Origin of the sequence: Pseudomonas sp. JDS08PS003 (assembly GCF_045013505.1) — a bacterium.
In the GTDB taxonomy this organism is placed as follows: Bacteria; Pseudomonadota; Gammaproteobacteria; order Pseudomonadales; family Pseudomonadaceae; genus Aquipseudomonas; species Aquipseudomonas protegens_B.
This window is the reverse complement of the sequence record NZ_CP120724.1, coordinates 3,902,521-3,915,981: the sequence shown is the minus strand read 5'-3', so window position 1 is coordinate 3,915,981 and position 13,461 is coordinate 3,902,521. Positions and strand designations below refer to the sequence as shown.

The 13,461-nt window shown below is 65.7% G+C and carries 9 protein-coding genes; all 9 read right to left on the bottom strand.

Annotation, left to right across the window (positions count from 1 at the left end):
* Positions 1–2: 2 nt before the first annotated feature.
* The 9 genes from P7C00_RS17335 to treZ all read right to left on the bottom strand — a co-directional run bounded on the left by P7C00_RS17335 (position 3) and on the right by treZ (position 13,457).
* On the bottom strand, positions 3–980 hold the full coding sequence (locus P7C00_RS17335) for an autotransporter outer membrane beta-barrel domain-containing protein (RefSeq protein WP_346634305.1): 978 nt from the start codon (positions 978–980) through the stop codon (positions 3–5).
* A gap of 356 nt (positions 981–1,336) precedes the next feature.
* Positions 1,337–2,026, bottom strand: a complete 690-nt coding sequence (locus tag P7C00_RS17330) for an alpha/beta hydrolase (protein ID WP_346634306.1) — start codon at positions 2,024–2,026, stop codon at positions 1,337–1,339.
* A 106-nt stretch (positions 2,027–2,132) separates the two neighbouring features.
* Complete coding sequence (locus P7C00_RS17325) at positions 2,133–2,939, bottom strand: endonuclease/exonuclease/phosphatase family protein (RefSeq protein WP_404936940.1); 807 nt, start codon at positions 2,937–2,939, stop codon at positions 2,133–2,135.
* An 84-nt stretch (positions 2,940–3,023) separates the two neighbouring features.
* The gene (locus P7C00_RS17320; protein WP_404936939.1) at positions 3,024–3,782 is read right to left on the bottom strand and encodes a PIG-L deacetylase family protein; all 759 of its coding nucleotides are present in this window, start codon (positions 3,780–3,782) and stop codon (positions 3,024–3,026) included.
* A 420-nt stretch (positions 3,783–4,202) separates the two neighbouring features.
* Positions 4,203–6,362 (bottom strand): glycogen debranching protein GlgX, encoded by a 2,160-nt coding sequence (gene glgX / locus P7C00_RS17315; RefSeq protein WP_346634309.1) that lies wholly within the window; start codon positions 6,360–6,362, stop codon positions 4,203–4,205.
* Between the two features lie 116 nt (positions 6,363–6,478).
* The gene (locus P7C00_RS17310; RefSeq protein WP_404936938.1) at positions 6,479–6,778 is read right to left on the bottom strand and encodes a DUF2934 domain-containing protein; all 300 of its coding nucleotides are present in this window, start codon (positions 6,776–6,778) and stop codon (positions 6,479–6,481) included.
* A 21-nt stretch (positions 6,779–6,799) separates the two neighbouring features.
* Positions 6,800–9,586 (bottom strand): malto-oligosyltrehalose synthase, encoded by a 2,787-nt coding sequence (locus P7C00_RS17305; protein WP_404936937.1) that lies wholly within the window; start codon positions 9,584–9,586, stop codon positions 6,800–6,802.
* Complete coding sequence (gene malQ, locus P7C00_RS17300; RefSeq protein ID WP_404936936.1) at positions 9,583–11,664, bottom strand: 4-alpha-glucanotransferase; 2,082 nt, start codon at positions 11,662–11,664, stop codon at positions 9,583–9,585. The genes P7C00_RS17305 and malQ overlap by 4 nt, the downstream gene beginning before the upstream one ends.
* Positions 11,661–13,457, bottom strand: coding sequence for a malto-oligosyltrehalose trehalohydrolase (gene treZ, locus P7C00_RS17295; RefSeq protein ID WP_404936935.1), 1,797 nt, complete (start codon positions 13,455–13,457; stop codon positions 11,661–11,663). The genes malQ and treZ overlap by 4 nt, the downstream gene beginning before the upstream one ends.
* Positions 13,458–13,461: the final 4 nt, after the last annotated feature.

Here is a 13,461-nt window from a genome sequence, read left to right as displayed (position 1 = left end):
CATCACCAACGCATGCGCACGCCCAGGCTGCCGATCAGGCCATTGAGGTCGTTGTCATCCACATCGCTGCTGTAGTCGGCACTGACATACAGGCTGACAGCGGGGGTGACTCTGGCCACCAGCCCCAGGCCAACCTCTACGGTGGAGGCGTTGCGGCTGCTGCTGATCTTGTCCACCTGGCCCAGGCTCAGGGTGTCGCCGCTGTAGACGGTGTGCCAGAGGTTGGTGCGCACATAGGGTTCCAGGGGCAGGCCGTTGACGTCATAGCGCCCTTGCAGACGTGCTCCGACCCGGCCGCTCCAGGCGTTGAGGTCGCTGCCGGTGCTGCCACCGTCCAGGCGAATGCGTTGGTTGATCACTTGGGCCTGAGGTTCGATCACCCAGTTGTCACTCAGGCCTATGGCCACGCCGCCCTGTACGGAAAAGGTCAGGGCGTTGCCTTCGGTGGTCAAGGCCCGGCCCTGTTCATTGCGACTGAAACCGCTGACCCGGCCGCCGCTGGCGGACATGTCCAGACGCCAGCCCCGGGCATCTTGCAGGCTCCAGAAGGCGCCCAGGCCTTGCCCCTGGACGCTGAGCCCGGCATTGCGTGGGTCGTTGACGGTGGCAGGGGCGCCGCCTTGGGTGAGCTGGTAGGTGTGGGTGCTGCTCAGCAGGCCGATGCGCTGGGTGGTGCCGTTGTTCTGGATGCTGTAGAGCAGGGGGCCCTTGCGCGGTTCGCTGCCTGCGCCGGGCAGCGCCAGGTAGCCGACTTCAAGGTGCGCCGGCAGTCCGGGCCGGTCCAGGACCGCGAAGTCGCTCGGGCGCGGGTTGTCCAGGGGTAGGGCGCTGATCGGCAGGCTGCTTGAAACTGGGGGATAGCCGGTGTTGTCGGTGTCCTCCCCCGGGGACGCCGCGACCTCCATGGAGCACAACAGCAGGGGTGTGCACAGGCTGCACAAGGTGAGTGGCAGAGGGCTTGAGGTGAGTGAGGTATTCATGGAGGTCTACCTTGCAAATGCATGCTTTATCTCGTTGGGGCGCCTCTCCCACCCCCGTTCGAGAGGCAGCCGGATTCAATCGGGTAAAGTCCGTCGACCCGCTCTGCAGCAGGTGTTTTCGGCCTTTTCCCGGTTACTGTTTCCAGGGGTGGTCATGTGTAGCTAAGGAGAGAGCAGGGGGCTCGTCAAGAAAATGCCTGACAAATGGAAGGGTTATTTCAGGGGGGCCAAATAGCTGAAAATTGGCGCTTATCGGGATGCCTGGGATGCGGGGCGGAGCAGAGTCGTCAGGAGGGGGCAGCCCCCGGGCATACCTGCTGCCAGTGCCCGGGAGCAGGTATTGCCGAGGGGCAGGACTACAGGGACTGCGCGGCTTCGATGATCAGCGCAGCTACGGCAGCAGGCTGGGAAGCGAGGGAGGCATGGCTGGCGTCCAGGCGCAGGACTTTGCGCGGGTTCAGGCGCGCCGCCATGCGCTCCTGGTTCTGCGGGGCGATCATGCGGTCGGCGTTCGATACCTGGTACCAGGAAGGTTTGTCACGCCAGGCCGGGGCCCCGAGGGTGTCGCCGAAGGTACTGGCCAAGGGAGCTTTCTGGGTCAGGCCCATCACCAGGCCCTCCTGGGGGCTCAGGTCCTGGCAGAAACTCTGCTGGAAGCGCTCGGGCCGAACCCACAGGTAACCGTCGCTGTCAGGCTCCAGATTGGCGGCGCCTTCGGGCACAAACTCCTGGGTCAGGCCGCCGGGGCTCTCACCCTGGTCGGGGGCGAAGGCGGCGATGTACACCAGGCCTTGCACATTGGCTTCATGGCCGGCCTCGGTGATCACCGCACCGCCATAGGAATGGCCCACCAGCAGCACCGGTCCGGCTTGTTGGGCCACCAGCTTGCGGGTACGGGCGACGTCCTCGGCCAGGGAGGTCAGTGGCAGTTCCACCGCGCGGATCTTCTCGTAGCCCTGGTTCAGCAGTTCGACTATGACCCGGTTCCAGTGGGCGGCACCGCCCCAGAAGCCGTGAACCAGGACGATCGTGGGTTTATCGCTCATCGTTTGACTCCTTCTGCGCGGACAAGGGCCGCCCCGGGACGGATGCCCCGGGGTTCATGTCCGGGCAAAAGCATGGACGAATCTGCTTTCGGCGGGCTTTCTTTGTTCAGGGATTCTGATGTGCGGCCACGGGCGGCAGTTGCACCTCGACCGCCAGAGGCAGGTGATCGGAGAGATGGGTCCAGGGCTTGTTGCCGAGGATCTGCGGCCGGTGACTGCTGGCATTGCGCAGGTAGACCCGGTCCAGGCGCAGCAAGGGCCAGCGCGCGGGGTAGGTCTTGGCCGGGCGGCCGTAATGGCGTTCGAAGGCTTCGTGCAGGTCGTCGCGTCGGCCCAGGGTGACATTGCCGTGCATCTGCCAGTCGTTGAAGTCGCCGGCAATGATCACCGGTGCCTCCTCGGGCAGGGATTCGAGCAGTTGGCAGAGCAGTGCCAGTTGCAGTTGCCGGTGGCTTTCCAGCAGGCTCAGGTGCACGCAGATGGCGTGGACCTCGGCATATCCGGGTACATCCAGGACGCAGTGCAGCAAGCCGCGGCGCTCAGGGCCGGTGATGGAGACATCCAGATTGCGGTACTGGCGGATCGGATACTTGGACAACAGGGCGTTGCCGTGATGACCGTCGGGGTACACCGCATTGCGGCCGTAGGCGTAATCGCTCCACATGCTGTCGGCGAGAAACTCGTACTGCGATTGCTGCGGCCAGTTGTCCAGCCGCGACGCGTGGCGTTCATGCTCGCCCAGCACTTCCTGGAGAAACACCAGGTCGGCCTGGGTGCTGCGTACCGCTTCTCGCAGTTCCGGGAGAATGAAGCGTCGGTTGAGGGCGGTGAAGCCCTTGTGGGTGTTGACGGTCAGGATCTGCAGACGCTGGATGCTTCCCGGCTGGGGCTGGCGGGTGGACTCGCTGCTCACGCTCGCTCCTGTGATTCAGTGACGGTTACTCATGGGACTGATGGCCGGCACTCACGTTCAGCTTATTTTCCGCCCGGGCCCGGCCTACATCAGGATGATTTCGTAGGGCAGGCGCAGGCGCTCCAGCAGAATCGGCGACAGCGACGGTTCCAGGCCGATCTCCGGTTCGCCCTGCAGCTGGCTGGCATAGGCGTGGGCCGCGTGGCGCTTGCGGGCCACGGTCCAGGTGTCCAGGCGCAGCTTGCGTGCCCGTTGCCAGGGAATCTGGTGCTCCTCGCGCGAGGACCAATGCCAGGCCCAGATCGGAATCTCGTAGAAGCGTGCGCCCACCTGCCCGGCAGCCTTGGCCGCGGCCCGGCCCACGGCCTCGTGATCGAGGTTGCCGTCGCCGCGCCAGGTGCTGAACACCACATCGCTGTCGCGCAGGTAACGGCTGATGAATGGCACCAATTGCTGTTCGCGCTCGCTCAGGGCGCTGTCGGCAAAGCCGCCACGAATCCACTTCAGGCTGTGCAGGGGCAGGCCCAGGCGACGCAGGGCTTCGGCGCTTTCCTGGGGCCGGAACACGCTGAGGCGGCGCTTGGGCCACAGCTCCGAACCTGGGTGACTGGCGCTGCCGTCGCTGATGGAAATCAGTTGCAGGGGGTGGCCATGGTGGGCGAGCACTTGCAGCAGGCCGCCGCTGGCCACCACTTCATCACCGGGGTGGGGGGCGATGATCACGGCCCGGGAGCCGGGTGGAACCAGATTGCCCAGGTTGATGGGGGGAACGTCGGCCAGATGGCGGGCACCGTTCCAGATCTGGCTGGGCCATCTGCTGTCTATTGCGGTTATGGCTTTCATGAGGTGTCACATCCCTGTTTTCCGGGTCACGGCAATGGCGCCTGAACATCCGTTCAGTGGCGACCCTGGGTTTGCACGCACGCTGATTCCATGGCATCTGCCTCAGCGTGAAGTACCGATGCTCCATACCTTTGGGGCACCCTGATCCGAGCGCAATCATACTCAGCCCGTGGCTGCCTACACAGAGGATTGAATTGAATTTGTCGATTGCGACCCGTTTCTCAGGGTAGTCGCATTTTGTTGTCAGGGCCGAGGTCCTGACGAAAGCCTGGAATTTGTCGGTGTTTGGCGTGCCAGCAAAGGCATCGGTGGATTGGCGCAGGGTCTGTTCGCCGGCAAGCCGGCTCCTGCGGGTTGTGGTGGATTGTAGGAGCGGGCTTGCCAGCGAAGGCGGCATCGAGGGCGCTGCAAGCCTTGCGCTCAGTCATCCTCTTCATGCTGAAGTTCGAAGAACAGCAGCGAACGCCCGGTCACCGAATATTCGTGACCAAAGGCGAAGCGCTCCTGGCCGCGCACCGCCGGCTGGTGGGTGTCGAGCATGCAGGTCCAGAACTCTCCGGCGGGCACGTGCGGCAGGCGGAAATTGACGATGTCGTGGTGGGCGTTGACCACTAGCAGCACGGTGGCATCCGCCCCGGGGCGGCGGATGCCGGTTTCCTGGGCGCGGCCGTCCAGCAGCATGCCCAGGCAGCGGCCATGGGTATCCTGCCAGTGCTCGGTGGTCATTTCGTTGCCGTCAGGAGCCAGCCAAGTGACGTCCTTGACGCCAATGTCCTCGTTGTAGTTGCCCACCAGGAAACGCCCGCGGCGCAGGATCGGGTAGCTCAGGCGCAGCTTGATCAGGCGCTTGACGAACTTGAGCAGCGACTTGCCGTCGGCATCCAGCTCCCAGTTGACCCAGCCGATCTCGCTGTCCTGGCAATAGGCGTTGTTGTTGCCGTGCTGGGTGCGGGCGAACTCGTCGCCGGCCACCATCATCGGCGTGCCCTGGGCCAGCAGCAGGGTGGCGAAGAAGTTGCGCATCTGGCGCAGGCGCAGGGCATTGATCTCGGGGTCGTCGCTGGGACCTTCGACGCCATGGTTCCAGGACAGGTTGTTGTTGCTGCCGTCCTGGTTGTTCTCGTCATTGGCCTCGTTGTGCTTGTCGTTGTAGGACACCAGATCGTGCAGGGTGAAACCGTCGTGGGCGGTGACGAAGTTGACTGAAGCATAGGGGCGGCGGCCGCGCTGGTTGAACATCTCGCCAGAGGCGGTCAGGCGTCCGGCAAAGTCCGCCAACTGGCCGTCGTCGCCTTTCCAGAAGGCCCGTACCGTATCGCGGAAACGATCGTTCCACTCCACCCAGCCCGGCGGGAATTTACCCACTTGGTAGCCACCGGGGCCACAGTCCCAGGGTTCAGCGATCATTTTCACCTGGCGCAGCACCGGGTCCTGGCGGCACGCCACGAGAAAGCTGTGGCGCTCGTCGAAACCATCGTGATAACGACCGAGGATGGTCGCCAGGTCGAAGCGGAAGCCGTCCACGTGCATCTCCGTGGCCCAGTAGCGCAGCGAGTCGGTGACCATCTGCAGCACGCAGGGGTGGCTCAGGTCCAGGGTGTTGCCGGTGCCTGAATCGTTGATGTAGAAGCGCTTGTCGTCGGGCATCAGGCGGTAGTAGGAGGCGTTGTCGATGCCGCGCATGGACAGGGTCGGGCCTTGCTCGTTGCCTTCGGCGGTGTGGTTGTAGACCACGTCCAGAATCACCTCCAGCCCGGCTTCGTGCAGGTGGGCGACCATTTCCTTGAATTCGGCGATCTTGCCGCTGGCCAGGTAGCGCGGGTCCGGGGCGAAGAAGGCGATGCTGTTGTAGCCCCAGTAGTTGGTCATGCCCTTGTGCAGCAGGTGCTGGTCGTTGACGAAGGCGTGGATCGGCAGCAGCTCCACCGACGACACCCCGAGCTTGCGGATGTGCTCCAGCACGTCATCCACCATCAGCCCGGCAAAGGTCCCCCGCAGGTTCTCGGGCACCGAAGGGTGGCGCATGGTGAAGCCGCGCACGTGGGTTTCGTAGAGGATGGTCTTGTCCCAGGGCACGCTGACCCGCTGGTCGTGGCCCCAGGTGTGGGCCGGATCGATGACCTTGCACTTGGGCACGAAGGGCGCGCTGTCGCGCTCATCGAAGCTGAGGTCGGCGTCAGGATGGCCGATGGTGTAGCCGAACAGCGCCTCGGACCATTTCAATTGGCCCACCAGCTGTTTGGCATACGGGTCGATCAACAGCTTGTTGGGGTTGAAACGGTGACCGTTGGCCGGATCATAGGGGCCGTGCACCCGGTAGCCGTAGATCAGCCCGGGGTGAGCGTCGGGCAGGTAGCCGTGGAAGATCTCGTCGGTGTATTCGGGCAGTTCGATACGTTCCAGCTCCACTTCGCCGGCGGCGTCGAACAGGCAGAGTTCGACCTTGGTGGCGTTGGCCGAGAACAGCGCGAAGTTGACGCCCAGGCCATCCCAGGTGGCGCCCAGAGGGAAGGGCAGGCCTTCACGGATGCGCGAGGGTTCGTTTTCGGGAGTCGACGGGGTCTGCTTGGATCTGCTCATGGTTGCTCCTGCAAAAAGGATCGGAGGGCCAGCCGGAGGTTTTCCGGGGCGCAGCCATCCTGGGTGGCGCAGGGGCGCGCCACCGGTTTAGGGCGATAGACGGGGCGGGAGTGTCTTCAGTGCGCTGGCGGCTTGCGCGGGGCCCGGGGTTTCTTCGCCGCAGCAGGCTTCTCGCCCGGCGGCACTACCACCGCGGCGGCCGACTTGGCCCCGGGTTTGCTCGTGCTCTTGCTGGCCGGCTTGGCCGTGGCAGGTTTGGCCTTGGCGGTCTTGGGCGGCTGGCTGGGGGCCAGGGCCTCGGCCTCGGCGAGCTTGCGGGCCATTTCCCAGTGTCGGGCTTCGTGGCCCTCCGGTTTCCCTTCCGACTCCCAGATCTGATAGGCGAATTCACGAATGCGTTTGTCGTCGGTACTCATCGAAATGCTCCTGGACTGAACTCAATGTTGAATCAAAAGGTTGAGCGGAAAGTCTTGCAATACGGCGCTGATCAGCAATTCCTTGTGGGGTGTGACTGCTCCGGTTGAAAAAAGTCCATTCAGGTTGCGGCCCGAAGCGGTGAACGGTAGTTGCACCCGGGTATCGCCCCATCGCTGCGCATCCACCTGGGGGATTGCACTGTCATCCAGCAGGCCGGCCACCCGGATCGGCACTATCACCACGGCCCGTTGCTCCTGGTATTCACGCATGAACGCCAGCACCCGACCGGCTTCCTGACCCAGCACCGGCAATGGCTGGTAGCTGCCGCGCTGGAACAGCTCCGGGTATTGACCGCGCAGGCCCAGGGTGCGGGCAATCAGGCCCTGCTTGATGCGTCCGTCACGCCACTGGACCAGCCACTGCCGAGGATCGCGCGGGCTGTCCAGAGCCCGTTGCCGGGCCGGGTAGTCCGGCAGTCGGCGGTTGTCCGGGTCCACCAGGCTGAAATCCCAGAAGTCGTTGCCCTGATACAGGTCCGGCACCCCCGGTACGGTCATGCGCAGCAAAGTTTGCGCCAGGCTGTTGAGGGCGCCGCCAGGAGCGATGCTGTTGGCGGCCGCCGCGAGCGACTGGCGCAGGGCCAGGCCTTGCGGCGAGCCCAGCACGGCGCTGACAAAAGCCTGCACTCCCTCTTCGTAGTCAGGGTTGGGCGCTGCCCAACTGCTGTGCAGCTTGGCTTCACGCAGGGCCTTGAGTTGCCATTGCCAGATGCGCTGGGCATAGCGCTCCAGGCCCGGCTGATCCTCAGCCTGCAAATCCAGAGGCCAGCTGCCCAGGAGGGTTTGGTAGAGGATCAGTTCATCGCCCGCCGAGGGGGCGTCGGGGTGCTGGCGCAAGGGTGCGGCCAACAGTCGCCAGCTGGCCACCTGACGGGCATACCAGGGAGCCCGCTCACTGAGCAGGGCCAGGCGCGCGCGGCTGTCTTCGCCGCGCTTGTGGTCATGGGTGGCGCTGGTCAGCAGGTTGTCGGGGAAGCTCTCCAGGCGCTGCTGGCAAGCGCTGTGGAAGGCCGAGATCGGCGCGCTGAACTGTTCGCTGTTGAAGCCCACGTCATTGCGCGCCAGGAGCACCGCCGAGCGGTAGAAGGCGGTGTCTTCCACGGCCTTGGCCGCGGCTGGCGAAGTCAGTTGCTGGAAGCGCACGCAGGCGTGGCGCAACAACTTGCGCGCCCGGCCCGGTGGCTGCCGGCGCCAGCCCTGGCCACCGAGCCAGCGTTCCAGGCAGTCCAGCACCGGCCAGTCGGCCTCGCTCAGGCTGCCTCGGGCACCGTCCATGGCCTGCTGGAAAAACAGCTGGTCCTGGGGGCCGCGGCCCTGGGCGCTGATGTAGGTGCGATACACCGCAAAGTGCACGATCAGCTCCTGCAGCGCCCGGCGGATGGCCCCCAGGGTCAGGTCGCGGCTCATCAGGTCCAGCCGTGCCACTTGCAGCAGCGCCTGGGCCACGTTTTCAAAGTCGCCGGCCAGGGAACCGTTGAGGATCTGCCGGCGTGCCAGCAGGGCTTCCTCGCCGAATTGCGGCGAACGCTGACTGTGCCGGCTCCAGAGTTCCGCCAGCAGCGGCTGGCCGTCGGGCGCCTGTTGCAACAGCGACAGCTGGTTCATGAATTCGTAGCCGGTGCTGCCGTCCACGCCCCAATCGCGATGCAGGGTCTCGCCAGGGCCGAGGATCTTCTCGACGTAGATCGGCAGGTGCTGCCCCGGGCGCAGGCGGTCGACCCGGCGCCGCAGCTTGCGGCAGTAACCCCGGGGATCGGCCAGGCCGTCGATGTGGTCGATGCGCAGGCCATCCACCAGATTTTCTTCGATCAGCTGGAAGATCTTGGCGTGGGTGGCTTCGAACACGGCCGGGCGTTCGACCCGCAGCCCCCCCAGTTCATTGACGTCGAAGAAGCGTCGCCAATTGATGTCATCGGCCGCGGTGCGCCAGCTGGCCAGGCGGTAGCTCTGTTGTTCCAGCAACTGATGCAGACGGGTGAAACCGTTGGCCTGGCGCGAGTCGTAGCGTTGCAAGTGGGCGTCGATGGCCTGGCGTACTGACGGCTGCTGCAGTTGGTGTGCCAGGGCCTGTTGCAGGGGCCGGGCCTGGGTATGGGCGTCGCTGTTGAAGCGCAGCGCAGCAAAACCGTCGGCCAGGGACTTCAGGGCGGCGCTGGACTCGGCGTCCAGCGGCTCGGGGAGGCGCAGCAGTTGTGCGTAGTCCCAGGGGCAGATGGGAAAGTGGTGTTCATGGTGCTGCACATGAAAGCCACCCAGCTCGTCGTCCAGTTGCAGCTTCAAGCTGCCTTCCTGCAGCGCCACGCCATAGTCGCTGCCAAGGAACGGCAGGAGCAGTTGGCCTTCCATCAGCGGGTCCGCCGAGTGCCACTGGATATCGAAGAATTCGCCATAGGGGCTCAGGCGCCCCCATTGCAGCAGGTCCAGCCACCAGGGGTTGTCGCTGCCGCCCACGGCCATATGGTTGGACACGATGTCGAGGATCAGACCCATTTCATGTTGACGCAGGGCCGCCACCAGACGCCGCAGGGCCGCTTCGCCCCCCAACTCCGGGTTGACCCGGGTCGGGTCAACCACGTCATAGCCGTGCTGGGAGTCGGCTCGGGCCCAGAGCAGGGGGGAGGCATAGAGATGGCTGATGCCCAGGCGAGCGAAGTAGGGCACCAGGGGCACGGCGTCATCGAGGGTGAAGCCTTGATGAAACTGCAGGCGCAGGCTGGCCCGCAGCAAGGGCAGGGACGGCAAGGTCATCGGTCACGCTCAAGGGCTTGTTGCCGGGCGCAGGCCAGCAGTTCCAGGCGCCGGGCGGCATCGCTGTCGTCCAGCAGGCGCCGGCTGGCACTGGCCAGGCGCCGGCGCCAGTTGGGATGGCTGTCGAGGGTGCCGGGCAGGTTGGCCTGCTCGTCGATGCCCAGGGCATCTTCCAGGGGCAGCAGCACCAGGGGCGCGCGGGTATGGCCGAGAAAGCGCACGCTGGCGTCCAGCACTTGATCGGCTTCGTGGGCCTCTTGGTGAAAGTTCTGTGGGTCCCTTGCCAGGGCCTGGCGCAGGCCGTCACGTTCGCGCTGGCGGTGTTCGCGCCATTGCCGCGCCCCTTGTTCATCCACCATGCCCAGGTGCAGGTTCCAGTCGATGTCGCGGCCCTGCCACCAGCCGTTGAGGGTCGGCAGATCGTGGGTGCTGGTGGTGGCCAGGGCGTTGTCCGGCCAGTCCAGGATCGGCTTGAAGTGGCAGCCGTGATCCTGTTCGAACAAAAGCACGCGCATGCCGAGCATGGCCCGGGCGGCGAGTTTTTCCCGCAAGCCGTCGGGCACCGTCCCCAGGTCCTCGCCGAGGACAATGGCCTGGTGCCGATGGGATTCCAGGGTCAGCAGGCGCAGCAGATCGTCCACTGGGTAATACAGGTAGGCGCCGTCGCTGGGAGGCGCCCCCAGAGGAATCACCCAGAGCCGTTGCAGGCCCATCACATGGTCGATGCGCAAGCCGCCGGCATGGGCGAAGTTGGCTCGGAGCATTTCGATGAAGGCGCGAAAACCATGGCGCTGCAAACCTTCGGGAGAGAAGGCCGAGATGCCCCAACCCTGGCCCTGGCGATTGAGAATGTCCGGTGGCGCACCCACGGTCAGGGCTGCCAGCAACTGCTCCTGGCGGCTCCAGGCCTGGCTGCCGCCGCCGTCGGCGCCCACCGCCAGGTCGGCGATCAGGCCGATGCCCATGCCGCTGCTGCGGGCCGCGCTCTGCGCCCGTTCCAGGCTGCGGGCGATCAGCCATTGGCAGAAGGCATGGAAGCCGATTTCATGAGCCTGCTCCTCGGCGAACCGGGCCAGGGCCGGGCTCGCCGGGTTGCGCCAGTGTTGCGGCCAGTGGCGCCAGTCCGGGTCTTCGCCGCGGGCGGCGCGCTCGGCCTGGATGGCTTCGAAGCGGCAGTGGTTTTCCAGGGCTTCGCCGGCACTGCGCCGATAGCTGGCGAAGTCCTCGTGCAAGGGGTGCTGGCCATGGCAGAAGCCTTCGTACAAGGCGCGCAGCGCTTGCTGTTTGGCCTGGGCCGCCTGGGGCCAATCGATCAGCGGTTGCTGTTCCAGTGCCTGCAAAGTCTCGCCAAGGCCACAGGATTCGATGGCGCTGCGCCAGGCGCGGTCGCCGAGAATGGCCCCGGGAGCGGCATACAGGCTGTTGAGAAACAGCCGGCTGGAGGGCGAATAGGGGCTGTAGCGTTGAGGGTCGCTGCTGAACATGGCATGCAGCGGACTGATGGCCAGGGCATCGGCGCCGCGCTCGGCGGCTTGCCGGGCCAGCTCTTCCAGCGCCTGGGTGTCGCCGAATCCGCCGTCACCGGGGCGGCGCAAGGCATACAGCTGGACACTCAGGCCCCAGGCACGCGGGGTGGGCTGGGCCACGGCGTCGGCCACGCTGTAGCAGCGTTCGGGGGCCACCGCGAGGATGAAGTGTTCCTCCTCGATGCGCACCGAGTGGTAACCCACCGGGACCTGTCCTGGCAGTACGCTCTGTTCATCGAGCAGCAACGACAAAGGTTCGCCATTTTCCAGTTCGATGGCACAGCGGGTCCCGGGGGCGAAGTACCGAGCCAGGTCCAGGCCCTGGCCGACGTCGGCGGTCAGCAGCGGTGGCAGGTGTCGGCTTTGCTGCAGCTGGTGCAACTGCTGCAGGCTGTCGGCGATTTCCTGGTCGCTGTCGGCGGGGTGGCCAAGGCCTGCCAGCACGGCCCGCAACACCCGAGCCTCAACTTTTTGCGGCCGGCCGTTGGCGTCGGTCCAGTCCACTGCCAGGCCGGCGCGGCTGGCGAGTATTTCCAGTTGCGCATCGCTCATAGGCGTTCTCCATGGGGGGCGGTGGGGCAAGGCCCGCTGTCCAGTTGCACCAGTACGCTGAAGGCCGGTAGCCAGCCCTGCTGCCAGTGCTCAAGGGTGTGCGGTGGGTGTTCGAACCAGAGTTGCGCTGTTGCTTCGGGCTCCAGCTCGACCCGGTGCGGGCTGAGGTTGAGGTCGATGCGCAGCAGGCTGCCGTCTCCCAGGCGCCAGCGTGCGCTCAGGGCACCTTCGGCCAGCACTTGGGTGTCCATGGCCTGGGCACCGGGCAGGCGCGGGATCAACTCGCGGTGGCGGATACGCAGCAGGCTGCGGTACAGCTCACGGGTCGTCTCGGCCTGTTTCGACTGGGGCAGGGGGCGTGACGCCTGGAAGGTCGAGAGGGCGTTGGGATCAGGGATGCGCTGGCGCTGCGCGGCGTCGGCAAAGGCGCTGAAGGCGGCGAACTCGTTGCGCCGGCCTTGGCGCACGGCCTCGGCCAGTTCCCCCTGATGGCTGGTGAAGAACAGGAACGGCTCCTGGGCCGCCACTTCATCCCCCATGAACAGCAACGGAATCATCGGTGACAACAGCAGCAACACCGTGGCCGCCTGCAGGGCCTGGGTCGGCGCCAGTTGGTTGAGGCGCTCGCCGAAGGCCCGGTTGCCGATCTGGTCGTGGTTCTGCAGGAACAGCACAAAGGCGCTGGGGGGCAGGTGGCCGCTGGGTTCGCCCCGGGGTTCGCCGTGGCGGTTGGCATGGCCCTGGAAAGCGAAGCCCTGGCTCAGGCAGCGGGCCAGTTGCGCGGTGGGTTCGTCGGCGAAGTCGGCGTAATAGGCGTCGGTTTCTCCGGTGAGCAGCACGTGCAGGGCGTTGTGCCCGTCGTCGTTCCACTGGGCGTCGAAACCCCGTTGCAGCAGGCTGGCCTGGTTGAACTCGTTTTCCAGGTTGAGCCACACATGGCGCGAAGCCGGCACCGCCTGGCGTACTCGCTGGGCCAGTTCATGGAGGAAGTCCGGGTCGTCGATGGCGTGCACGGCGTCCAGGCGCAGGCCGTCGAAACGGTAGTCCAGCAGCCACATCAGGGCGTTGTCGATGAAAAAGTCGCGCACCTGTCGCCGGCGAAAGTCGATGGCCGCGCCCCAGGGAGTGTGCAGATCCTCCCGGAAGAAACCCTTGGCGTAGCGTTGCAGGTAGTTGCCGTCGGGGCCGAAGTGGTTGTAGACCACGTCGAGGATCACCGCCAGGCCCAGGCCGTGGGCGGCGTCGATCAGGGCCTTGAGGTCGTCGGGAGAACCATAGGAGGCTTCCGGGGCATAGGGCAGGACGCCGTCGTAGCCCCAGTTGCGCTCGCCGGGAAACTCCGCCAGGGGCATCAGCTCGATGGCGGTCACCCCCAGGTCCACCAGCGCCGGCAGGGCCTGCTGCACCGCCTTGTAGCCGCCCATGACGCCGACATGCAGTTCGTAGATCACCGCCTCGTGCCAGGGCCGGCCACGCCACTGTGGCTGCTGCCAGGGGTAGACGTTGTGGTCGACCACCAGGCTGGGGCCATGTACATCGCCGTCCTGGGCCCGGGAGGCCGGGTCCGGCACCTGGATCTGCCGATCGAGGGTGAAGCGGTAGCGGCTGCCCGCCGTGCAACGTGCCTGAATCACGAACCAGCCGTCAGCTTCGGCCAGCATCGGCAGTGACCGGCCGTCCGCCAGTTCCACGCAGACCTCACGGACATCCGGGGCCCACAGGGCGAACCGGGTGTGTTCGCTGTCCAGCATCACTGCGCCATGGGTCCAGCTGTGCCGGGTGCTTGATGGCATCGAT

Coding starts and splice junctions, on each gene's coding strand:
- P7C00_RS17335 (WP_346634305.1), bottom strand. CDS start 980: ATGAATACCTCACTCACCTCAAGCCCTCTGCCACTCACCTTGTGCAGC.
- P7C00_RS17330 (WP_346634306.1), bottom strand. CDS start 2,026: ATGAGCGATAAACCCACGATCGTCCTGGTTCACGGCTTCTGGGGCGGT.
- P7C00_RS17320 (WP_404936939.1), bottom strand. CDS start 3,782: ATGAAAGCCATAACCGCAATAGACAGCAGATGGCCCAGCCAGATCTGG.
- glgX (WP_346634309.1), bottom strand. CDS start 6,362: ATGAGCAGATCCAAGCAGACCCCGTCGACTCCCGAAAACGAACCCTCG.
- P7C00_RS17310 (WP_404936938.1), bottom strand. CDS start 6,778: ATGAGTACCGACGACAAACGCATTCGTGAATTCGCCTATCAGATCTGG.
- P7C00_RS17305 (WP_404936937.1), bottom strand. CDS start 9,586: ATGACCTTGCCGTCCCTGCCCTTGCTGCGGGCCAGCCTGCGCCTGCAG.
- malQ (WP_404936936.1), bottom strand. CDS start 11,664: ATGAGCGATGCGCAACTGGAAATACTCGCCAGCCGCGCCGGCCTGGCA.
- treZ (WP_404936935.1), bottom strand. CDS start 13,457: ATGCCATCAAGCACCCGGCACAGCTGGACCCATGGCGCAGTGATGCTG.